Below are 21535 nucleotides of genomic sequence, written 5' to 3'. Positions count from 1 at the left end.
GCCGCCGCGACGGCGGGCGGATGAGCGAGGAGAGCCGCCCGCATCGCCCGGGATCAGTGTCATGGGCGGGGTTCCGGCGACGCCGCCCGTTCGGCCGATGCGCGCCGGGAGACGCCATCCCAGAAGCGCCGCCGCCTCGTCCGTTCGCCTTGCCAGCGCAACCCGCCGGGGCCGATCCGCACCGTAAGCGCGCCCTGCTCGAAGCTGAGCGGCGTGAGGGCGCCGGCATCGTGCCAGCGGCCAAGCACTTTTTCGCGCGGGTGCCGAAAGCGATTGGCATAGCCGGCCGACACCAACGCCAGCCGGGCGCCGGTGGCGGCGACGAATGCCTCGCCGGACGATCCACCGCTGCCGTGATGCGGCATGGTGATCACATCGGCGCGCAGGTCGGCAGCGGACAGACGCAGCAGACGAGATTCGACAAGCGTGTCGATGTCGCCGGTCAAGAGCACGGCGCCATGTGCCGTCTCGATCCTCAGCACGCAGCTCGACTGATTTTTCAGGTAGGGGAAATGGGCGGGCGGGTGCAGGAAACGGAAACGTACGCCATCCCATTCCCACCCTTCCCCAGCAATGCAGGCTTCGGCGAGATCGACCGGCGCACCCGGCGGCGCCAGCACCCTGGCCACCGGCAGCGCGCGCATGAGCGTTTGCAATCCGCCGGCGTGATCGTTATCGGCATGGCTCAGGATGGCCGCGTCGACCCTGCCGACACCGCGCGCATGCAGCATCGGCACCACGACGTGCTCGCCGGCATCGTAGCCATCGCTCTGCGCTGGCCCGGTGTCGTACAGCAGGGCGTGTGAACGCGTCCGCACCAGCATCGCCAACCCTTGCCCGACGTCGGCCTGCACCAGCTCGACCTCGCCCTCCGCCGGACGATAGGCGCCGGGCCACAGCAGGGGCAGCCAGAGCATGCCGGCCAGTGCGCGTCCGGGCATCCCGCGCGGCAACAGCCATGCGAAAGCGGCGAGCAAGGCCAGCGGCAACGCGAACCATGGCGCTTCCGGCAGCCACCACAAGGCCAGCGGCGCCTGACCGGCCGCTTCGAACAGCGGCCACCCCGGATCGAACGCCAGACCCGCGAGCGTCCACAACGGCGCTCCGAAGCCCGGATGCAAACACTCCGCCAACGTGCCCAGCAGGGCCAGCGGCACCACGATCAGGCTCCACCACGGCACCGCCAACAGATTGGCGAAGGGCGCCACCGCCGAAGCCTGGCCGAAGAAGGTCACGGTCAATGGCAGCAGGCCCAGCGTCACCACCGCCTGCGCCAACACGAACTGGCGGATGTGGCCGCCCTTCGCCGCATGCAGGCACCAGGCCAGCCAGGCCACACCGCCGAAACTGAGCCAGAAGCCGGCGCGCAGGACCGACAGCGGGTCGGCCAGCAGCATCAGGATCAGGGCAACTGCCACCGTCTGCGCCACGCCGGTCTGCCGGCGCAGGATCATCGCGCCGGCGACCAGGCCGATCATCAGCACCGTGCGCAACGTCGGCAACGAAGCCCCGGTGGCGAACAGATAGGCCAACGCGCCGAGTGCCGCGGCCACCGCCATCGCGATCCGCCGTGGGCAATACCGTGCCGGCAACGGCCACAGCCGGTACAGCGCCCACAGCAGTGCCGCCGCAGCCATCCCGACCAGGCCGACATGGAAGCCGGAAATGGCGATCAGGTGGGTCAGCCCGGTCGCGCGCAGGGTCTGCCAGTCATCCCGCGACAGCGCCCGAGTATCGCCGAGCGCCAAAGCGGCGACGAAGCGCGCGGAACCGGCCCGGGTATCGCGCAGGATGCGCGCCGACATCGCCTCGCGCCAGGCCGTGATGCCACCACCGGCGGCAAGGCGTTGCGCGCGATCCTCGTCGCGTACATGGCCGCTGGCGATCACGCCATCCAGCAGCATCTGCCGCTCGCCATCGAAGCCGCCGGGGTTGCGCAAGCCGCGTGGCGCGCGCAGCTTGACCCGCATCCGCCAGCGTTCGCCGGCATGCACCCGCCAGCGCGGGCCGGGCGGCGCATCGACCTGTTGCCGCCATGGGTCGTACCACGACAGCCGGAGCAATCGACCGCGCAGCGCTTCCGGCATCGAATCGTCGTCATCGACACGCAGATCGAAGCGGCTGCGGCGCGCCTCGTGCCGGGGCAGACTTTCGATGCGGCCGCTGATACCGGCTTCGCCCAATTCCATCGCGGACGGCAACCATTGCTGCAAGCGCCACGCCCCCTGCCCCGCCAGAAGCCCGAAACCGCAGACCAGCGCGCCAAGGAGCCGGCGCTTACCCGGGGAAAAGAGCCAGAATCCGGCCCCGGCCGCCGCCAGCGCCACGGCCAGCCACCACGGCGACGGCACCGGCAGGCGGCTGGCCAGCAGCATCCCCGCCAGCAGAGAAGCGGCGGTGAGAGGAGACAGCAGCGGCGTCCCTGCCGCATCGCGCATGGGCTATACCTCGCCGATCGGGACGGCCCGCAACTTGCCTTCGTGCAACTCCAGCACGCGGTCGAGCCGGCGCGCGAGGCGACGGTCGTGAGTGACCAGTACCAAGCTGGTGTGCTGCTCGCGATTGAGTGCCAGCATCAGGTCGAACACGGAAGCGGCGGTCTTGTCATCCAGGTTGCCGGTGGGCTCGTCACCCAGCACGCAGGCCGGCCGGTTGACCAACGCCCGCGCCACCGCCGCGCGCTGGCGCTCCCCGCCCGACAGTTCGCCCGGCTTGTGGCCGAGGCGGTGCCCCAGGCCGACTTGCTCAAGCAGAGCGCTTGCGCGCCTGGCCGATTCCGCAATATCGGCGCCGGACAGCATCACCGGCAACATCACGTTCTCCAACGCGGTGAATTCCGGCAGCAGGTGATGGAACTGATAGACGAAGCCCAGCGCCCGGTTGCGCAATTGGCCGCGCGCACCATCGGAAAGCGTGCTCATCTTTTGCCCGGCGACGAACACCTCGCCCAAGGTCGGGGTATCCAGCCCGCCCAGCAGGTGCAGCAAGGTGCTCTTGCCCGCGCCCGAGGCACCGATGATCGCCACCGTCTCGCCGGCCCGCACGGCGAGATCCAGGCCATCGAACACGGGGGTGCGCAGTTTGCCCTCGGCATAGGTCTTGCCGAGTTGTTCGGCGCGGATGACCTCGCCCTGCACGAAGGTGATATCGAGTACCTCACTCATATCGCAATGCCTCCGCCGGCGGCGTGCGCGAAGCGCGCCAGGCCGGGTAGATCGTCGCCAGGAAGGCCATCGCCAGCGCCACGCAAGCGGTGATCGCCACATTGTCGGCGCGCAACTCGGTCGGCAGTCCGGTGATGTAGTAAACGTCCTCCGGCAGCAGCTTCACCCCGAGAATCGATTCGATCATCTCCAGGATGGATTCCAGATTCAACGTCAGCAGGATGCCGCCCACCACGCCCGCCACCGTGCCGATCAAGCCAATCAGGCTGCCCTGCACCATGAAGGTCTGCATGACCTGCGCCGGCGTCACCCCCAGCGTGCGCTGGATGGCGATGTCGGCCTGTTTGTCGGTCACCAGCATCACCTGGGAGGACACCAGATTGAACGCGCCCATGGCGATGATCAGCGAGAGCAGGATGCCCATCACCGTCTTCTCCATCTTCAGCGCATGGAACATGTTGGCGTTTTCGTACATCCAGTCGCTGACCCGGTACGGGCCGCCAAGACCCAGCGCCAGATCGGTGGCGACGCGTCCGGCATCGTCCATGTCGTGCATCCTCAGGCGCACGCCGGTCACGCCGCCGTTCATGCGCAACACACGCTGGATGTCCTGGATGTTGACCAGCGCAAGCCCCTTGTCGAACTCGTTGTAGCCGGCGTCGAAGATGCCGGAAACGGTAAAGCGCTTGGTCTGCGGCACCGCCCCGACCGGCGTCGCGCTGATCTTAGAGGTCATCACCACCACGTTGTCGCCGACGCCGACCCCAAGCCAAGCCGCCAGTTCGCGGCCGAGGACGATGTTGAACCCGCCCGGCGCCAACGTTTCCAGCGTGCCGCGGCGCATCTTGTCGGCGATCACCGAGACCTGCTTTTCCTGCGCGGGATCAATGCCCCGGATCATCGCCGGCTGCTCGCGCGGCCCCTGGATCAAGCCCTGGGTATCGACGTAGGGCGCGGCGCCGGCGACCCGATTGTCCTTGCGCGCATGGTCGATGACCTCGCGCCAGTTCGGCATCTCGGCGCCATCGGCGGCGATGGTGGCGTGCGCGACCATCTGCAACATGCGGTCGCGAATCTCGCGCTGGAAGCCCCCCATCACCGCCAACGTGGTGATCAGCACCGCCACACCCAGCGCGATGCCGAGGATCGAAGCCATCGAGATGAAGGAGATGAAACCGTTGCGGCGTTTGGCGCGCAGGTAGCGCAGACCGATGGCGACGGGAAGCGGTTTGAACATGGCGGGCATCGTGCGAGTCAGCTGGCTATGTTGCCATCCCGACGGCGGTCGAGACAGCGGCGTTCAACGGCGAAGCCAGTCGCAGTTCACGCCGGGTACCGGGCGGCAGGGTGTCCGGCCAGAACGACAATGCGGCAAGCCGCCCCGCCCCATCGCGCCACTGGATGAAGGCCAGCGGGCCACGCCATTGCAATCGCCAGTCATGGAAATTCGCGCCATCGACGCTCAACGGGCCTTCCACGCGTACCACCAGTTGCCGCCGCGGCTGGCTACGGAACGCCCGCCAGCCGCGCAGCGCCAGCAGACAGGCCACCATCGCCAGTGCCCAGGCGGCCGGCCGCGGCAAGCCGGAAGCGATCGACGAAAGCGGCGCCAGCACGGCCAGCGCCAGCCACCAGCCGGCAATTACCCGGGATGGCCGCCACTCAAGGCGGCAGGTCGCCGATGCGTTGTACAAACGATGCGATTTCGACATCTTCCGCGGCCTCGTAGCCCATGAACCATCGCCACAGTTTGTCGTCCTCGCAATCCAGGAGCCGTAGGAAAACCACGCGTTGGTCTTCGGAATCCGTTGCCCAGACGCGGTCCAGATAACGTTCGAACAATTGATCCAGCTCGCGCATCCCGCGCCGACAACGCCAGCGGATACGGCGCAGTTCGGTAGCTTCGGTCTCGGTCATCGCCCAGTTCCTGATTGATTGTTGGCCCGCAGAGTGGATAGCCCGGAAGCTGGCGGACGGATGCTCGCCGTTTCCGGGTGAGGCAAGCATGCCGAATTGAAAACTCCCCCGAGACATCCATCCGCGCGCCGTGGCTTCGTCGAGCGCACAGCCGCTTGGCTACATTTCTTGTGCGGGCAAAGAAACGCAATCCTCTCGACCTTGGACAATCCAAGGCTATTGCTTCGAGCGATGCCCAACCACCGGGTCGCTTGCGCCACGTCGGCAGCAATGACGCCGCCACCCCACCGCTCTCCCCTTTACAGGGGAGAGCGCAGCAATCACATCGTCCGCGCCAGCATCAACTGCTTGATCTCGCCGATCGCCCTGGCCGGGTTGAGGCCCTTCGGACAGGTACGCGCGCAGTTCATGATGGTGTGGCAGCGATAGAGCTTGAACGGGTCTTCCAGATCGTCCAGGCGGCTGCCGGTGTCCTCGTCGCGGGAATCGACGATCCAGCGGTATGCCTGCAACAGAATCGCCGGGCCGAGATAGCGATCGCCGTTCCACCAGTAGCTCGGGCAGGAGGTCGAGCAGCAGGCGCACAGGATGCACTCGTACAGCCCGTCAAGCTTCTCGCGGTCTTCCTTCGATTGCAGGCGCTCGCGGGTCGGGGTGGCGCTCTGGGTACGCAACCACGGGCGGATCGAGGCGTACTGCGCATAGAAATGCGTCAGGTCAGGCACCAGGTCCTTGATCACCGGCATGTGCGGCAACGGATAGATCGGAATCTCGCCCTTGCCGCAGTCCTCGATGGCCTTGGTGCAGGCCAGTGTGTTGGTGCCGTCGATATTCATCGCGCAGGAGCCGCAGATGCCCTCGCGGCAAGAGCGGCGCAGCGTCAGGGTCGGGTCGATCTCGTTCTTGATCTTCAACAGGGCGTCGAGCACCATCGGGCCGGTGCTGGCCAGATCGACCTCGTAGGTGTCGGTGCGCGGGTTCTGCCCGTCGTCGGGGTTCCAGCGGTAAATCTTGAAGGTGCGAACGGCCTTGGCGCCGGCGGGTGCGGCGAAGTGCTTGCCCTTCTTGACCTGGGAGTTCTTCGGAAGCGTGAATTGAGCCATGTCTGTTCTCCCCGATCAGTAAACGCGCGGCTTCGGCGGCACGACTTCGACATCGTCCGTCAACGTGTACATGTGCACCGGGCGGTAGTCGATATGGGCCTTGCCGGCCTCGTCCAGCGCGCAGACGGTATGTTTGTGCCAGTTCACGTCGTCGCGATCCGGGAAATCCTCGCGGGCATGGGCGCCGCGCGACTCCGTGCGGTTTTCCGCCGAGGTGATCGTGACCAGCGCCTGGCCCAGCAGGTTCTGCAACTCCAGCGTCTCGATGAGATCGGAATTCCAGACCAGCGAGCGGTCGGATATGCCGACATCGGCGAACGAGCTGTAGATCTCGTTGACTTTCCTCACGCCCTCGGCCAGCGTCTCGCCGGTACGGAACACCGCGGCATCGGTCTGCATGGTGCGCTGCATGTTGTCGCGGATGGTGGCGGTCGGCAGCGAGCCCTGGGCGTTGCGCAGGCTGTCGAGGTTGGAGAGCGACTTGTCCACCGCATCGCCGCTCAGCTTCGGATGCAGGCTGCCGGCCTTGACCGTTTCCGCCGCACGGTTGGCGACGGCGCGGCCGAACACCACCAGGTCGAGCAGCGAATTGGAGCCGAGACGGTTGGCCCCGTGCACCGAGACGCAGGCGGCCTCGCCGATGGCGTACAGCCCCGGCACCACGGAATCCGGGTCGCCGTTCTTCAGTTGCACCACTTCGCCGTGATAGTTGGTGGGGATGCCGCCCATGTTGTAGTGCACGGTCGGGATCACCGGAATCGGCTGTTTTTCCACATCCACGCCAGCGAAAATCTTGGCGCTCTCGGCGATACCGGGCAGCTTGGCATGAATGTCCTTCGGGTCGAGGTGGGTCAGATCGAGGAAGATGTGATCCTTGTGCTCGCCGACGCCGCGCCCCTCGCGGATCTCGATGGTCATCGAACGCGATACCACATCGCGCGAGGCCAGATCCTTGGCGTTCGGCGCGTAACGCTCCATGAAGCGTTCGCCATTGGAATTGCGCAGAATCCCGCCCTCGCCACGCACGCCCTCGGTGATCAGGCAGCCCGCGCCGTAGATGCCGGTCGGGTGGAACTGGACGAACTCCATGTCCTGCAACGCCAGCCCGGCGCGCAGGGCCATGCCGCCGCCGTCACCCGTGCAGGTATGCGCCGAGGTGGCCGAGAAGTAAGCGCGGCCATAGCCGCCGGTGGCGAGCACGGTGCCGTGGGCGCGGAACAGGTGCAAGGTGCCATTGGCCATGTCCAGCGCCAATACGCCGCGGCAGACGCCTTCGGCATCCATGATCAGGTCGAGCGCGAAGTACTCGATGAAGAACTCGGCCTCATGCGCCAGCGATTGCTGGTAAAGCGTATGCAGGATGGCGTGACCGGTACGGTCGGCGGCGGCGCAGGTGCGCTGGGCGATGCCCTTGCCGTAGTGAGTGGTCATGCCACCGAACGGACGCTGGTAAATCTTGCCCTCGTCGGTACGCGAGAACGGTACGCCCTGGTGCTCCAGTTCGATGACCGCCGGGATCGCCTCGCGGCACATGTATTCGATGGCGTCCTGGTCGCCCAGCCAGTCCGAACCCTTGATGGTGTCGTAGAAGTGGAAGCGCCAATCGTCCTCGCCCATGTTGGCGAGCGCGGCCGAGATGCCGCCCTGCGCCGCCACGGTGTGGGAGCGGGTCGGGAACACCTTGGTGATGCAGGCGGTCTTCAGACCCTTCTGAGCCAGGCCGAAGGTGGCGCGCAGGCCCGCACCGCCGGCGCCGACCACGACCATGTCGTATTTGTGTTCGGTGATCTTGTAATCGGTCATGATCTTTTCTCAGGCCGTCATGGCGATGCGGGCGATGGCGTAGATCGCGCTCAACACGCCGACCAGACTGCCCAGGATGAGGAGGATGCGCAGGGTGATGTGCATGGTGCGGTCATGGATGTAATCCTCGATCACCACTTGCAGACCCAGCTTGGCGTGCCAGAACAGCGCGATGGAGAACACGCTGAAGATGATCGCGTTCCACGGCTTGGCGACCAGCGCACGCAGACTTTCCGCATCACGTCCGGCGGCGCTGGCCAGCAGGAACACGATGTAAGGCACCAGAATCGCCAGGATCACCGCGGTGACGCGCTGCCACCAGAAGTGCCCGGTGCCGGACTTGGCCGAACCCCAGCCCTTGGCCTGATGCAGCGGGGTACGGAACTTCGGATATTTCTTGTCGCTCATGCCGCGCCTCCGGACAGCGCCAGGAACCAGACCAGGGTGGTGGAGACCACCGTCGCCGCCAGCACGGCGTAGCCCGAGGCATAGACTTGCGGAATCCTGAAGCCCAGCCCCGCATCCCAGGCCAGGTGACGGATGCCGTTGAATAGGTGATACATCAGCGCCAGCGAGATCAGGAACAGCACGACCTTGCCGGGCAACGAACCCGTGACCGCCGCCGCGCATTCGGCATACACGCCGCCCAATGCCATCGACATGATCCACCAGGAAAAACCGAAGGCCGACAGCGCGAGCACCACGCCGGTCATGCGGTGCATCAGCGACATCACCGATGTGATCTGGAACTTGTAGGTCTGCCCCAGCATGAAGGGCGAGAGTGGACGTTTTTGGCTTGCCATTACGTGGCAGTCTCCGGGCTGGGCGGCGGTGGCCGCGTGGCATGGGTTCGCCCCGGCCTGCCCGCGTCGGCGTCGCCGAGCGCGGCAGGCCGAAGACGCTCGGTCAGAAATCGATGCAGCGGCCGTTCTTCTCCCAATCGCCGTAGCGCGTCGGCTCCGGCCCCTCTCGGCCACCGATCTCGACCGGCATCGGCATGGCTTCGGGGCGGGATTGCGCGGGCGCTCCGGCCTCCGCTTCGCGGGGCGAAGCGGCATCGGGGAGGTCTTGGCCTATCATCGTCTTCTTCACAATCCGTTTATTTTACGGCGTTGCAACAATGTCAGACAACCCAACCGAAGTCGAATCCGCCTTCATCGCCCTGCCCGATCACCGCCTGCTGGCGATCACCGGGGCCGATGCGCTGAAATTCACCCAGGCGCAATTCATGAACGATGTCACCACGCTCGCCGACGGCGGCTGGCAATGGAACGGATGGCTGAACGCGAAAGGCCGCGTTATCGCCCTGTTCGCCCTGCTCCGGCTGGATGCCGAAACCCTGTGGCTGGTACTGCCCGACTTCCCTCCCTCCGAACTGGCCGGGACGCTGAAGCGATACGTGTTTCGCAGCAAGGTGAAGCTGGAACCCCGCGACGAGCTGCAAGTTTCCGGTCGCCTCTATGCCGGCGCCATCGGGTGCCGCGCATTCCAAGGCGATGCCGCCAACGCTCTGCGCCTGGACTGGCCCGACCAGCGCGAACTGCGTATCGGCCCGGCGGTGGCGACCGGCAACGCCCCCGCCCTCGCTCGCTGGCGCGCGGCCGACCTCCGGGCCGGCCTGCCACGGCTGAACGACAGCCAACGGGAAAAGTGGACACCCCAGCAGCTCTCGCTCGATCGCCTCGATGCCTACAGCGTGAAAAAGGGCTGCTATCCGGGACAAGAGATCGTCGCCCGCACCCATTTCCTGGGCCAGGCCAAGCGCGGGCCGCGCCTGCTGCAAACAGCCAGCGCGGTGGCGACGGGCGACACGGTGACGACGGGCGAACGCGGCATCGGCGAAGTGGTATCGACCGCTGGAACGCTGGCGCTGGCAGTATTGCCGCTTGAGTGCGATGAAAGCGCGCTGCGCATCGGCGAACAGGCCGTCGAGGTGCTGGTATGAACGTACAGCCGCCCCCGGCCACGCCCGAGGAGCTCCGCGCCAATCTAGCCGAGGTCCGCGCGCGCATCGCCGCTGCCTGCCGCGATGCCGGGCGTGCCGCCGCCGAGGTCCGCCTGTTGCCGGTCAGCAAGACCTGGCCCGTGGAGACCTTGCGCGCCGCCCACGCCATCGGCATCGACGAATTCGGCGAAAACAAGGTGCAGGAGGCGCAGACCAAGGCCGAAGCGCTGGCCGACCTGCCGCTGCGCTGGTGCGTCATTGGACATCTGCAAGTCAACAAGGCCAAATACGTGGCGCGCTTCGCCCACGAGTTCCAGGCACTGGATTCGTTACGCGTCGCCACCGAGCTTGATCGCCGCTTGCAGGCCGCCGGGCGCGGCCTCGATGTCTTCGTGCAGGTCAACACCTCGGACGAGCCGCAGAAATACGGCATTGCGCCGGAAACGGCGCGCGACTTCCTGCGCGAGTTGCCGGCATTCTCCAGCCTGCGCGTGCGCGGCCTGATGACACTGGCGGTCTTCGACCCCGACGAAGCCCGCGTCCGTGCCTGCTTCCGGCGCCTCGCCCGACTGCGCGACGAATTGCGCCAGGAAGTACCGGACGGCATCGGCCTCGACGAGCTCTCGATGGGCATGTCCAGCGACTTTCCCATCGCCATTGCCGAAGGCGCCACCGTGGTGCGGATCGGTCAGGCCATCTTTGGCGCCCGCACGACTCCGGACAGCCATTATTGGCCCACCATCGCCGCGTGAATAACCAGACACCACACGACTGATCCACCCACCCATCGGTGGTGGATGGCATCCACGAATCTTCGCCGGAGAGCGGTGCCGTGGCGCAATCCACTCATGTCCATGCCGGAGTCGGCGGGGCGTGCCGCCAAGCGGCCGACGGCACGGGCAAAACCATCCCGCCAGCGGCCACGGCATCGCCTTCCCGACAATCCGCACCCACCATCATGGCCATCCCGAGGCGGCGGACGTGCGCATGGCCATCGTCCGCATGCACTTCCCGGGCCAGCCCCTCGCGTGCGGCGGCGCTACACGGCGCGGTGAAAACGATCCGGCCTTGGAGCGCCGGCGCACGCCCAGGACGGCGAACCGAATATGTAACGCCTCAGCCCGCCAGTTCGTCGGCGGCGACCACGATGTCCTCGTCCTTTGGGATCACCAGGAAAGCCGCGCCCGCCAGCGGCGTGTAGGTATCGGCACCGACCACCCTGCGCATCGGCTTGCCGCCCTGCCCGGCCTCGGCCAGCGCGGTGATCACGCCTTCGCCAATACCCGCGCTATGGCGGCCTTCATCGACCACGATCACCCGTGCGCAATCGTCGGCATGCATGGCGATGGCCTCGGCGTTGAGCGGCACCAGCCAGCGCAGATCGACCACCCGGCATCGCCAACCGTGCTTCTTCTCGATCTCGCGTGCCGCGCGCAGGCTCATGGGCACCCCGTTGCCGAAAGTGAAGATGACACAATCCTTCGCCTCGGCGTCGTAGACGCGCGGCTCGCCGATCTCGAGCGCCCGATCGAGCGCGGGGTATTCGGTCAGCCATTGGCCATCGCCGGGCGCGTGAAGATCCTTGGTCATGTACAGCGCGATCGGTTCGAGGAAGACCGCGACGCGGCCGTCGATTTTCGCAAGCGCGGCCAGCGTGCGCAGCATCATCGCCGCGTCGTCGCCACGGCTCGGGCACCCCACGACCAGCCCCGGTATGTCGCGCAGCGCGGTAACGGAATTGTCGTTGTGGAAATGGCCGCCGAAGCCGCGCTGATAACCGAGGCCGGCAATACGCACCAACATTGGGTTGGCGTACTGGCCGTTGCTGAAGAATTGCAGGCTGCACGCCTCGCCGCGGAGTTGGTCGATGGCGTTGTGCAGATAGGCCAGGTACTGGATTTCCGGCACCGGCAGCAGGCCGACATTGGCGAAGCCCTGCGCCATGCCGAGGATCATGGTTTCGTCGAGCAATGTGTTGAAGACGCGGCGTGGACCGAACGCCTTCTGCAAGCCCTTGGTCACGGTGTAGACGCCACCCTTCTGGGCCACGTCCTCGCCGAACAGCAGCGTCTCGGGGTACTTGGCGAACAGGTCGTGTAGCGCGTTGTTGATCTGGATGGCGAGATGCCGCGGCGGCTGTTTTTCCGGCAGTTTCTCCTCGCCGCCGAACGCCTTCACGCGCGCCTCGCGGGTTGGCTCACGCACCGCCTCCGCCCGCACCGCCTCCGGCGTGTACGGCGCCAGCGGACGCAGCACCTCCGGCAAGGTCTCGATGCGCGGGCGGCGATCGGCCGCCTCGGCGGCGGCAAAGCATTTCTGCCGGGTTTCCTCGTACAGGGCGAGGATTTCCGGCTTCGACATCAACCCCGATTCCAGCGCGATGGCGGCGCTGCGCAACAGCGGGTCGGTGGCCTCGACCGCGCACAGTTCCTCGATCGAACGCCATTCGATCTCGAAATCGGTACCGGCGTGCCCCATGATCCGCGTGGTGCGCAGATGCAGGAAGGTCGGGCGGCGGCTCCGGCGGCAGTGCTCGACCGCGCGCAGCACGTCGCCATAGCCGTTGGCGAGGTCGAGGCCATCGGCGAAGAAGTAGTCGAGATCGGGACGTTGGCGGAACGATTCGGCGATCCAGCCGTTCGGCGTCTTCACCGAGATGCCGATGCCGTTGTCCTCGCAGACGTAAAGCACCGGCGCGGGGAGCTTCTGGTAGGCCGTCCACGAGGCGGCATTGAACGCGGTCTGCGCGGTGGCATGGTTGGCGCTGGCATCACCGAAGGAACAGATGGCGATGCTGTCGTCCGGGACGGGCAGCGCATGGCCCAGCCGTTTCGCCGCCTCGATGGCCACCGCGGTGCCGAGCGCCTTCGGCAAGTGCGAGGCGATGGTCGATGTTTGCGGCAACACCCATAACGGCTTCGAGCCCCAGACCTTGTGACGGCCGCCGCTGGCGGGGTCCTCCATGCTGGCGGCGAACGACAGCGCCGAATCCATGATCGGGTCCATGCCCGGCAACTTGCGGAAGCGCTCCGCCATGAAGCCGCCGCTGCGGTAGTGCAGAAAAGCCGGATCGGTATGCCGCGCCGCGCGGGCCACCATCGCATTGCCTTCGTGGCCGCTGGAACCGATGGTGTAGAAGACCTTGTTCTGCACCCGCAAGACACGCGCCATCAAATCGAGATGGCGGGAAATCAACTGCGATTCGAACAATTCGCGGAAGCCGCCCGCATCAAGCGCGCTACCGTCGAGGATCGGTTCGCCGGCGGCCGGACGCACGTCCTTCGCCCCCGCCCAATTCTCGACGAACTCGCTGAAATTGACGTCGCAGATTTCCGCGCGGTTAAGACCCTTCATGCGGGCCGGGATCGGATTCGGAACTTGGGCGAATGTCATGGATTGTTCGTCTGACTAAATGGGGACGGCACGGCGAGCGCGCCATTCGTCGCGGATATGGTCCCGGCCATCCACGACACGCGCATCGAAGCGCCGCCAAGCCATGCCGCGGAATGGGGCGCCACCGATGATCGACATGGCGTGCCGCCCCGGCATCGCCGAACGGCTCGAAATCGCACCCGACATCGACGATGCGCAAGGGCGCGGGATGAGGCGCCCGCTTCCCGACACAGGTACCGGCGCAACGGCCGCGATGGCCGGCTCAGAACGCATTGATACCCGTCAATTCGCGCCCCACCACCAGTTGATGCACGGTTTCGGTGCCCTCGTAGGTGATGACCGATTCCAGGTTCAACGCGTGGCGGATCGGCGAATGCTCGGTGGTGATACCGGCGCCGCCCAGCAGGTCGCGCGCTTCGCGGGCGACGTCCAGCGCCATCCGCACGTTGTTCCACTTGGCGAGACTGACCTGCGTCGGCTGCATGGCACCGGCATCCTTGAGGCGCCCCAGTTGCAAGGAGAGCAATTGCGCGGCGGTGATGCGGCGCGCCCAATCGGCCATCCTGATCTGCGCGCTCTGCGTCGCCGCCACCGGGCGGCCGAACAGGATGCGCTCCTTGGAATACGTCAGCGCCTCGTCCAGACAGGCGATGGCCGCGCCGATCGGCCCCCAGGTAATGCCGTAGCGCGCCTGCGTCAGGCAGCCGAGCGGCCCCTTCAACCCCTTGACGTTGGGCAGGCGGCTGGCATCCGGCAAGCGCACGTTGTCGAAGAACAACGCGCTGGTGACGGAAGCGCGCAAGCTCATCTTGTGCTTGATCACCTGCGCGGTGAAGCCCGGCATGGCCTTCTCGACGATAAAACCCTGGATACCCTCATCGGTCTGCGCCCAGACGATGGCGATGTCGGCCAGGTTGCCGTTGGTGATCCACATCTTCGAGCCGTTGAGCAGCCAGTCGTCGCCATCGCGCCGGGCATGGGTCTTCATGTTGGCCGGGTCGGAGCCCCCGTGCGGCTCGGTCAGGCCGAAGCAGCCGATCACCTGGCCGGCGGCCATGTCGGGCAGCCAGCGGCGACGCTGTTCCTCGCTGCCATAGGCGTGGATGGGATACATGCACAACGAACTCTGCACGCTGGCGAAGCTGCGGATACCGGAATCGCCACGCTCCAATTCCTGGCAGATCAGGCCGTAGCTGACGCCATTGAGGCCGGCGCAACCGTACTCCTCCGGCAACGAGGAACCCAGCAGGCCCAGCTCGGCCATCTCCGGGATCAGTTCCTTCGGAAACTCGCCCTTGTCGAAGCATTCACCGATGATCGGTAGCACCCGCTCGTCGGTGAAGCGGGCCACGGAATCCTGCACCGCGCGTTCCTCCTCGGACAGCAGGGAACGGATGTCGAAGAGGTCGTAAGGATGCAGAGCCATGGTCTTCCATCGGGTTCGGATTGATCCCGCATTCTACCCATGGCCCCAAGGGAAACGGGAGCCATTGCCGGCTCCCGTTTTCCATTCGCCATCGTCTGTTGCGGGCGGGAAATCAGATGCGGGTGATCACCTCGCCATCCACCACTTTGAAACGGTCGACGCCGGGACGCCGATCCATCCGCACTACGCGCTTTCGCCCATCCAGCTCATAAGTCACGTCGTAGCTTTCGGTAACGCTTTTGCTACCCAGCGCGATGCGCGAACCCGGTCGTTTGTCCATCCGCTTCATGCCGGTCGACCCGTCCGGGTTACGGAACGTCACGTCATAGCCGACGACCCGGTTCGACGGCACGCTCTCCGTCACCGTGCGGCACTGGCGCTCGGTGGCCTGCACCACCTGCCCGCCAACGTGACGCTGGTCGATGTAGCGGCCAAGGAAGGCGCCGCCCACGGCACCGGCGGCCGTCTCGATCTTGCGACGATCGCCGCCCTTGTTCTTGCCCAACTGGTTGCCCACCAGGCCGCCGATCACCGCCCCGGCGACGGTGCCGCCGACATTGCCGTCGCGCTCCGGCAGGCGCTTCGTCACGGGCACGTCGTCGCAGACTTCGCGCGAACGCTGCTGCTCACCGGCACGGGTCACAGGGTCGATACCGATGACGCTGGCATATTGCGGCGCGCTGCGCGTCACCGGCTTCACCGAGACGATCGGCGCATACGACACGTCCGGACCGGTTCGCAGCTCAAGTGGCGCCACTTCCGGCGTGGGCTGAGGCTTGGGGACTCCGGCCCTCGCCAGCGTGGGCTGGCCGGCCGGCGCATCGGGGCGGCTCAGGCTGTGATATGCCGCCACCGCGCCACCGCCGACCAGCAGCGAACCCAGAGCCACGGAAAGCAGTTTGTTGTCGATGTACATCGTGTTCTCCTTCGGCGGGAAATCCCGCCTGTCTGCCACGGCGCCATTCAAGCGCGCCGAGACTGAACGAGTGCACGCCACGCCCTCGCCGAACTGACGCCCTCCTGAACCGACGACCCGCCAAACGCCCGGTTTCGCCAGGTCGCCCACACATCTCGGCCAACGCCCGCGTGCTAGCGTGCCCGTACCCTCATGGAGTCATCGCCATGCGTCACCTGCTGCTCGGCCCCTTCCTCGCATGGGCCCGAAAACTCAAGTTTCCGGCGCTGTTCAAGCTGGTCGGCGCGTTGTTCGTGCTGACCTTGCTCCTGCCCGACCCGATCCCGTTCATCGATGAGATCCTGCTCGGCCTCGGCACTTTGCTGCTGGCCAGTTGGAAGGATCGCAACAAGCCGGCCGCCGTCGAGCCGATCGAAGGCCAGGCCACCCGCCGCTGAGTCCGTCCCATGCGGCTCGTCGATTCGCACAGCCATTTCGATGTCGATGCCTTCGGTGCCGACCGCGCCGAAGCGCTGGCGCGCGCGCGCGAAGCCGGCATCGTCGCCCAAGTGCTGCCGGCCACCGCCGCCGCCGGCTGGCCGCGCCTGACCGAAGTGCGCGCGGCTTACCCGGGCCTGTACGCGGCCTACGGCCTGCACCCGGTCTATCTGCCCGAGCACCGGCCGGCGCATTTGCGGCAATTGCGCGAGCTGCTGGCCGGCGCCACGCCGCGCGTCGCGATCGGCGAGATCGGCCTCGATTACTTCATGGCCGAGCTCGACCGCGAAGCGCAGCAATTCTATTTCGAGGAGCAATTGAAGCTGGCCCGCGAATTCGGCCTGCCGGTGATCGTCCACGCCCGTCGCGCCTTCGAGGCGGTGATCGCCACGCTGCGCCGGTATCCCGGCCTGCGCGGCGTGGTGCACAGTTTCTCCGGCAGCGCGGAGCAGGCGCGCCAGCTGCATGCGCTTGGCTTTCTACTCGGTATCGGCGGCCCCGTGACCCACGCGCGGGCGCAACGGCTGCGGCGCACGGTGGCGGAGATGCCGCTCGACCAGCTATTGCTGGAAACCGACGCTCCCGACCAGCCGGACAGCGAATGGCTTGGCCGCCGCAATGAGCCGGCCCGGCTCATCGCCGTTCTCGATGCCATCGCCAGGTTGCGCGGCGACGGCCGCGAGGCCATCGCCACCGCCACCACGGCCAACGCCGAGCGCCTGTTCGGCATCTCCGTCACCGGATGAGACGGAGATGCCGGATTAACGTCGTTTCAGCAGCATTTCCAGCGCCTTGCCCACGGCGGCAAAGGCAAACGTACCGGTGACGTGCGTGGCCGCGCCCAGGCCGGCACCGCAATCGAGTTTCAACGCTTCGTCCCTGCCGAGCACGGGACGCACGCCGCACACCGAGCCATCGGCCTGCGGATAGCGCACGTTCTCCAGCGAATACACCGCGGGGACGCCGAAATAGCGGTCGTGATTCTTCGGAAAATTGAATTCGCCGCGCAGCTTCTTGCGGATCAGCGAAAGCATCGCGTCATGCTCGGTGCGCGAGAGGTCGCGCACGCGCACTTGGGTGACATCGCTGCGCCCACCGGCGGCGCCAACGGTGACGACCGGCTGCTTGCGACGCCGGCAGAACGCGATCATCTCCACCTTCACCCGGAAGCTGTCGCAGGCATCCAGCACCAGATCGAAGCCCTCGTCCAGCCATTGCGCCATGTTCGCGGGCGTCAGGAACGAAGCGATGGCCCTCACCTCGATCGCGGGATTGATCGCCCGGCAGCGTTCGGCCATCACCTCCACCTTGTTGCGTCCGTACTGGCCATCGAGCGCCGGCAACTGGCGGTTGGTGTTGGACAGGCAGAGGTCGTCGGCGTCGATCAGCGTAAGCCTGCCGATGCCGCTGCGAGCCAGCGCCTCCACCGCCCACGACCCGACACCGCCGATACCCACCACGCAGATATGCGCGCCGGCCAGCCGCTCCAGCGCGCCACGGCCGTATAGCCGGTCGATGCCGGCGAACCTTTCCCTTGCGATCTTCATCGATGAATTTTACCGGCACGGCCACCGTGATATCGTGCCGGCCATTCACGAGGGAGAGCCCGCATGTCTACGCCAGCCAACGAAACCCCAAGAAAGAAATCCTCCGCCGCCAGCCGCTACTTTTTCATGCTGTTGCTGGGTCTGGTGCTGGGCGCCATCGCCGCGGTGATGGCCATGCGCGCGCTCGATGCCCGCAAGGATCGCTTCCCCGACAGCGTGATGACGGTGCAGGCCTGGCACATGGGGCGGCTGAAGAAGAACATCGAGATCAACCGCTGCAACGCCACCGACAGCCTGCCGCACCTGCAAACCCTGCGCCGGATGGGCGACGACGTGGATTTCGCCTACCCCGATCTGGCCAGCGACGAGCGCTTCGCCAAGCATTCGGCCAACTTTCGCGCCGTGCTCGATGCCGCCCAGGCCAATCCTCCCCTGTCCTGCGAAAGCCTGAAGAAGACCGTCGGCGACATCGGCGGCCAGTGCAAGGCTTGCCACGACGACTTCAAGAAAGGCTGATTTCCAAGCACTTTTCACCCGACCGAATGCCCGGCCCCGCGCCGGGCGTTTTCGTTGCGGGGCTTCACCTCCGCGCCAACGGCATGAACCCGTGCTGACGCCTCGCCGCCAGCAGCCGATGGATTGACCCGATATTCATCGGGCCACGCCAAGGATGTCGACGCGCGACATCCACGTTTGCCACCGAGGAGAGAAGTCATGAACGTCCGCACCCTGACCTTGGCCGCCACCGCGGCTTCCGCGCTCGCCTTGTCCGCCTGTGCCACCTCCCCCGGCCATGGCGGCGGTTACGGCAACGCACCGCCGCCGCCCGGCCCCGGCGCCAACTGCTACGACTGCGGCACCGTGACCCGGATCGAGATGATCTCCGGCGGCGCCAGCGCCCCGCCCGCCACCGGCGCGGTGATCGGCGGCATCGTGGGCGCGGTGGCCGGCCGCCAGATCGCCAAGCAGAACACCGACAGCCAGGGCCGCCGCAACACCGCCACCGTGGCCGGCGCCGCCGCCGGCGCGGCGGTCGGCAACGCCATCCAGAACCGTGCCGGCGGCGGCGCCCATTACAACGTTTACGTGCGCATGAACAACGGCCAGAGCACCGTGGTCAGCCAGAACGACATCGGCGGCATCCGCGAGGGGTCCTCCGTCCGGGTCTACAACGGTCGCGCCTGGGCGCGCTGAGGCATGGGCGGGCCGCATTCGCCGCGGCCCGCTTTACCGGCGCTTGTCCGTATTGAAGTTCATGACGCGCCCCGGGGCCGCCACCGATTTCCCCGTGCTAAAACATCGCTCCCCGCCGCGGACGACCAGGGCAGCGACATGATGAACGTTGAGGGACGCCTTGATGGCGGCTAAAGCACTTCCTGCACGGATGCGGATCCGGCTGGTATTCGACTCGGGGCTGGTGCTCGGCCCAGGCAAGGTCGATCTGTTGGAAGGGATCCGCGAGACCGGATCGATTTCGGCGGCCGGCAGACGCATGAAGATGAGCTACAAGCGCGCCTGGGACCTGATCGACGCGATGAACCGGCACTTCGACGCGCCGGTGGTGGAAACCGCCAAGGGCGGCAACGGCGGCGGCGGCGCGCGGTTGACGGCATGGGGCGAGGAAGTGGTACGCCGCTACCGGCACCTGGAAGCCGGCGCCGTCGAAGCGGCATCCAGCCATATCGGCTACCTGCATCGCCATATGACGCCGCCCACCGGCGGTTAGGCGTGGCGGGCAGCGGGCACGATGTCAGAAGCTGATCTGCAACTTCCCGTACCAGTTACGGCCTTCGTTGGGGAAGCCCCAGGCCAGTTCGTATTCCTGGTCCAGTAGGTTGCGGCCGCCAAGGGCGACGACCAGGTTCGGCCTTGGCGTCCACTGCGCCTGTAGATTGGCCAAGGTATAGCGGCCGGTGCGCAGGTAACTGGCGCCCGGTCCGCTGTTCCAACGGTCGCTGGCGTGTTCCACGCTGGGGGTGAACGACCACTTCGGCAGCGGCGACCAGGTGGCGTACAGAAAGAGCTGACGGCCGGGTACGCCGGTCGGGCGGTAATCGGGTTGCAGCGCGTCGCGGATCCGGCGCTCCAGCCAGGTGGCGTTGCCGCCGATCACCCAGCGCTCGGACAGGCGCGATTCGCCACCGAACTCCACGCCCTGGTAGACACCATCGCCGACGTTGCGGGTCTGGGTCATTTGCGGCGGCCCGGCATCGACCACCACGGTCTGGATCATGTCGCCGACTTCGGCGCGGAATATCGCAGCGTTGAAACGCGTGCGTTCCGAAAGCCGCCGCTGCCAGGACAGTTCCAACTGGGTGGCGCGCTCGCCGCCCAGACCGGGATTGGGGATGGCGGTGCCGAAGCGGGTACTGAAGCGTTCGAACAAGGTCGCGAAACGGGTGCGCGAGGACAGGCTGGCGCCCAGCCGGGTGTCCGCGTCGCGCTGCCAGTACACCCCGACCTGCCCGTTCCAGGCGCTGCTGCCGCCCTTCGGATATTCATACAGGCCCTTGCGGGCGTTGTATTCCTGCGCCTGTTTGACATCGTTACGGTCGTGGCTGAGGCCAAGAAGCACCTCCAACGCCTCGCTCGGCGTCCAGGTATTTTCCACCGCCAGCGACCAGGTGTCCTCGCGGCTGTACTGAGTTGGCTCGCGCGAGGACAGCGTCGGATGCGTGGGCCGGTTGACGTTGTATTCGCTGTGGCGGTCGCTGCGCCAGTGCGCGGCCAGCCGCATGCGGTTGGCCGGCGAGACGCGGAAACCGGCCTCGACGCTGGCGCCGTAGCCGCTGTCTTCGTAGATGCTCCTGAAGCGCCCCCTGTTCGACTGGATGGCGTAACGCGCGTCGTCGTAGGCGTATAACGCGTTGTCGAAGGTGTTGTGGTGGAGCCGGGTCTTCACGTAAGCCTCGTCGCCAAGGCTTGTGTTGGACAGGAAATAGAGATTGCGGATGTTCCAGACCGGCCAGTCCCAGTAGCTGTTGGGCGGGTTTGGCGGATCGTTGTATACGTTCAGCGGGGCGCCCTTGCTGCCCGCCTGACGGGTGTAGGACAGCGAGTATTCGTCGGTGGCGTTCGGCTCGAAGCCCAGCTTCAGATTGATGCGCGAGTCGTCCGTCGACGAACGGTTTCGCTTGCCGGCCGGTTGGATCGAGGTGCCGGCATAGCCGCCCGGCAGCCGCCAGTAATTGCGATCCTGGGCGCTGACGCTGGCATGCAGGTAAAAGCGGTCCTGGCGCGTTCCCATCGAGGCATAGGTATTCCAGGCCGCCATCTCACCGCCGCGGTCCAGGTCGATACCGGCCTGAAACTGGCCCTCGAACGCGCGGGTCGGCTTGCGCGTGACCAGATTGATCGCACCGCCCATCGCCCCCGGGCCGTCGATCACCGGCACCAGCCCCTTGTGTACCTGCACTTCGGCCAGGTCGGCCGTCAGGAAGCGGCGGAAATCCAGCCGGTTGTCGGCCGGCAGATAGATGCGCACGCCGTCGATCGACAGCGGCACATGCCAGCGACCAAAGCCACGGATGAAGATGTCGTGCTCGTTGCGGCGGCCATTGCTGTCCTGCGAGGTCGTCACCCCCGGGGTGAGCTTGATCGCTTCGTCCAACGTCAACGCATGGAAGGTCCACATCTCTTCGCGGGTGATGGTGGCATCGCCGGTTGCGACAGACGCCGGGCGCTGTCCAACCACCGTGACCCGGCCCAGGGTGAACGCTTCTTCGTCGCGGGGGGGCTTGGCGTCGTCGGGAGTGGTGGCTTGAGCGGCAAACGGCAAGGCCAGTATGCACGCGATGGCCAGGCCCAGGCGGTGAGGTCGTTGCATGATGTGGAAGTCCTCGTG

Annotated in this window: 22 protein-coding genes; 7 read left to right on the top strand and 15 right to left on the bottom strand. The window is 66.4% G+C overall.

Annotated features, from left to right (window positions below; translation table 11 throughout):
- Positions 1-59 precede the first annotated feature (59 nt).
- From EBB59_RS00915 to EBB59_RS14050, 10 genes are all read right to left on the bottom strand, one after another.
- On the bottom strand, positions 60-2438 hold the full coding sequence (locus EBB59_RS00915; protein WP_122100272.1) for a DNA internalization-related competence protein ComEC/Rec2: 2379 nt from the start codon (positions 2436-2438) through the stop codon (positions 60-62).
- 3 nt (positions 2439-2441) lie between these two features.
- Positions 2442-3164 (bottom strand): lipoprotein-releasing ABC transporter ATP-binding protein LolD, encoded by a 723-nt coding sequence (gene lolD / locus EBB59_RS00910; protein ID WP_122100271.1) that lies wholly within the window; start codon positions 3162-3164, stop codon positions 2442-2444.
- Positions 3157-4401 carry a lipoprotein-releasing ABC transporter permease subunit gene (locus tag EBB59_RS00905; protein WP_122100376.1) on the bottom strand — a complete coding sequence of 415 codons (1245 nt, stop codon included), beginning with the start codon at positions 4399-4401 and terminating at the stop codon, positions 3157-3159. Before EBB59_RS00905 ends, lolD begins: the two co-directional genes overlap by 8 nt.
- Positions 4402-4426: 25 nt before the next feature.
- Positions 4427-4876, bottom strand: a complete 450-nt coding sequence (locus EBB59_RS00900) for a hypothetical protein (RefSeq protein ID WP_122100270.1) — start codon at positions 4874-4876, stop codon at positions 4427-4429.
- Positions 4827-5081, bottom strand: coding sequence for an FAD assembly factor SdhE (locus EBB59_RS00895; protein WP_122100269.1), 255 nt, complete (start codon positions 5079-5081; stop codon positions 4827-4829). Before EBB59_RS00895 ends, EBB59_RS00900 begins: the two co-directional genes overlap by 50 nt.
- 320 nt (positions 5082-5401) lie before the next feature.
- Positions 5402-6184, bottom strand: coding sequence for a succinate dehydrogenase iron-sulfur subunit (locus EBB59_RS00890; protein ID WP_122100268.1), 783 nt, complete (start codon positions 6182-6184; stop codon positions 5402-5404).
- 15 nt (positions 6185-6199) lie between these two features.
- The gene (gene sdhA / locus EBB59_RS00885) at positions 6200-7987 is read right to left on the bottom strand and encodes a succinate dehydrogenase flavoprotein subunit (protein WP_122100267.1); all 1788 of its coding nucleotides are present in this window, start codon (positions 7985-7987) and stop codon (positions 6200-6202) included.
- 9 nt (positions 7988-7996) lie between these two features.
- Positions 7997-8395, bottom strand: coding sequence for a succinate dehydrogenase, hydrophobic membrane anchor protein (sdhD, locus tag EBB59_RS00880; protein ID WP_122100266.1), 399 nt, complete (start codon positions 8393-8395; stop codon positions 7997-7999).
- The gene (gene sdhC, locus EBB59_RS00875) at positions 8392-8790 is read right to left on the bottom strand and encodes a succinate dehydrogenase, cytochrome b556 subunit (RefSeq protein ID WP_122100265.1); all 399 of its coding nucleotides are present in this window, start codon (positions 8788-8790) and stop codon (positions 8392-8394) included. The genes sdhD and sdhC overlap by 4 nt, the downstream gene beginning before the upstream one ends.
- A 103-nt stretch (positions 8791-8893) precedes the next feature.
- Positions 8894-9067: a DUF1674 domain-containing protein gene (locus EBB59_RS14050; protein WP_211327665.1), complete on the bottom strand. Its 174-nt coding sequence runs from the start codon at positions 9065-9067 to the stop codon at positions 8894-8896.
- Between the two features lie 40 nt (positions 9068-9107).
- On the opposite strand from EBB59_RS14050, the gene ygfZ reads away from it, so the two are divergent.
- Both ygfZ and EBB59_RS00860 read left to right on the top strand, forming a co-directional pair.
- Positions 9108-9932, top strand: coding sequence for a CAF17-like 4Fe-4S cluster assembly/insertion protein YgfZ (ygfZ, locus tag EBB59_RS00865; protein ID WP_122100264.1), 825 nt, complete (start codon positions 9108-9110; stop codon positions 9930-9932).
- Positions 9929-10684: a YggS family pyridoxal phosphate-dependent enzyme gene (locus tag EBB59_RS00860; RefSeq protein ID WP_122100263.1), complete on the top strand. Its 756-nt coding sequence runs from the start codon at positions 9929-9931 to the stop codon at positions 10682-10684. The genes ygfZ and EBB59_RS00860 overlap by 4 nt, the downstream gene beginning before the upstream one ends.
- Before the next feature lie 364 nt (positions 10685-11048).
- Here the strand turns inward: EBB59_RS00860 and EBB59_RS00855 are convergent, their stop codons facing one another.
- The 3 genes from EBB59_RS00855 to EBB59_RS00845 all read right to left on the bottom strand — a co-directional run bounded on the left by EBB59_RS00855 (position 11049) and on the right by EBB59_RS00845 (position 15718).
- Positions 11049-13325, bottom strand: a complete 2277-nt coding sequence (locus EBB59_RS00855) for a thiamine pyrophosphate-dependent enzyme (protein WP_122100262.1) — start codon at positions 13323-13325, stop codon at positions 11049-11051.
- A 262-nt stretch (positions 13326-13587) separates the two neighbouring features.
- The gene (locus EBB59_RS00850) at positions 13588-14751 is read right to left on the bottom strand and encodes an acyl-CoA dehydrogenase family protein (protein ID WP_122100261.1); all 1164 of its coding nucleotides are present in this window, start codon (positions 14749-14751) and stop codon (positions 13588-13590) included.
- A gap of 112 nt (positions 14752-14863) precedes the next feature.
- Positions 14864-15718, bottom strand: a complete 855-nt coding sequence (locus EBB59_RS00845) for a glycine zipper 2TM domain-containing protein (protein WP_342769016.1) — start codon at positions 15716-15718, stop codon at positions 14864-14866.
- A 155-nt stretch (positions 15719-15873) separates the two neighbouring features.
- Between EBB59_RS00845 and EBB59_RS00840 the strand changes: the two genes are divergently transcribed.
- Together EBB59_RS00840 and EBB59_RS00835 are read left to right on the top strand one after the other, a co-directional pair.
- Entirely contained in the window at positions 15874-16104 is a 231-nt protein-coding gene (locus EBB59_RS00840; RefSeq protein ID WP_122100259.1) for a DUF6116 family protein, read from the top strand.
- Positions 16105-16113: 9 nt separating this feature from the next.
- Positions 16114-16890, top strand: coding sequence for a TatD family hydrolase (locus tag EBB59_RS00835; RefSeq protein ID WP_122100258.1), 777 nt, complete (start codon positions 16114-16116; stop codon positions 16888-16890).
- A gap of 15 nt (positions 16891-16905) precedes the next feature.
- On the opposite strand, the gene tcdA is transcribed toward EBB59_RS00835, so the two are convergent.
- Positions 16906-17691 (bottom strand): tRNA cyclic N6-threonylcarbamoyladenosine(37) synthase TcdA, encoded by a 786-nt coding sequence (gene tcdA, locus EBB59_RS00830; RefSeq protein WP_122100257.1) that lies wholly within the window; start codon positions 17689-17691, stop codon positions 16906-16908.
- A 63-nt stretch (positions 17692-17754) separates the two neighbouring features.
- On the opposite strand from tcdA, the gene EBB59_RS00825 reads away from it, so the two are divergent.
- From EBB59_RS00825 to EBB59_RS00815, 3 genes are all read left to right on the top strand, one after another.
- Positions 17755-18207, top strand: coding sequence for a cytochrome c (locus EBB59_RS00825; RefSeq protein ID WP_122100256.1), 453 nt, complete (start codon positions 17755-17757; stop codon positions 18205-18207).
- Between the two features lie 198 nt (positions 18208-18405).
- Entirely contained in the window at positions 18406-18885 is a 480-nt protein-coding gene (locus EBB59_RS00820) for a glycine zipper 2TM domain-containing protein (RefSeq protein WP_122100255.1), read from the top strand.
- A 163-nt stretch (positions 18886-19048) separates the two neighbouring features.
- The gene (locus EBB59_RS00815) at positions 19049-19417 is read left to right on the top strand and encodes a winged helix-turn-helix domain-containing protein (protein ID WP_122100254.1); all 369 of its coding nucleotides are present in this window, start codon (positions 19049-19051) and stop codon (positions 19415-19417) included.
- 24 nt (positions 19418-19441) lie between these two features.
- On the opposite strand, the gene EBB59_RS00810 is transcribed toward EBB59_RS00815, so the two are convergent.
- Positions 19442-21517, bottom strand: a complete 2076-nt coding sequence (locus EBB59_RS00810) for a TonB-dependent receptor plug domain-containing protein (protein ID WP_122100253.1) — start codon at positions 21515-21517, stop codon at positions 19442-19444.
- Positions 21518-21535: the final 18 nt, after the last annotated feature.

It is taken from the genome of Solilutibacter pythonis (assembly GCF_003697345.1).
Taxonomy (GTDB): Bacteria; Pseudomonadota; Gammaproteobacteria; order Xanthomonadales; family Xanthomonadaceae; genus Solilutibacter; species Solilutibacter pythonis.
The sequence above is the reverse complement of the archived record's forward strand: the minus strand, read 5'-3'. Positions and strand labels throughout refer to the sequence as shown.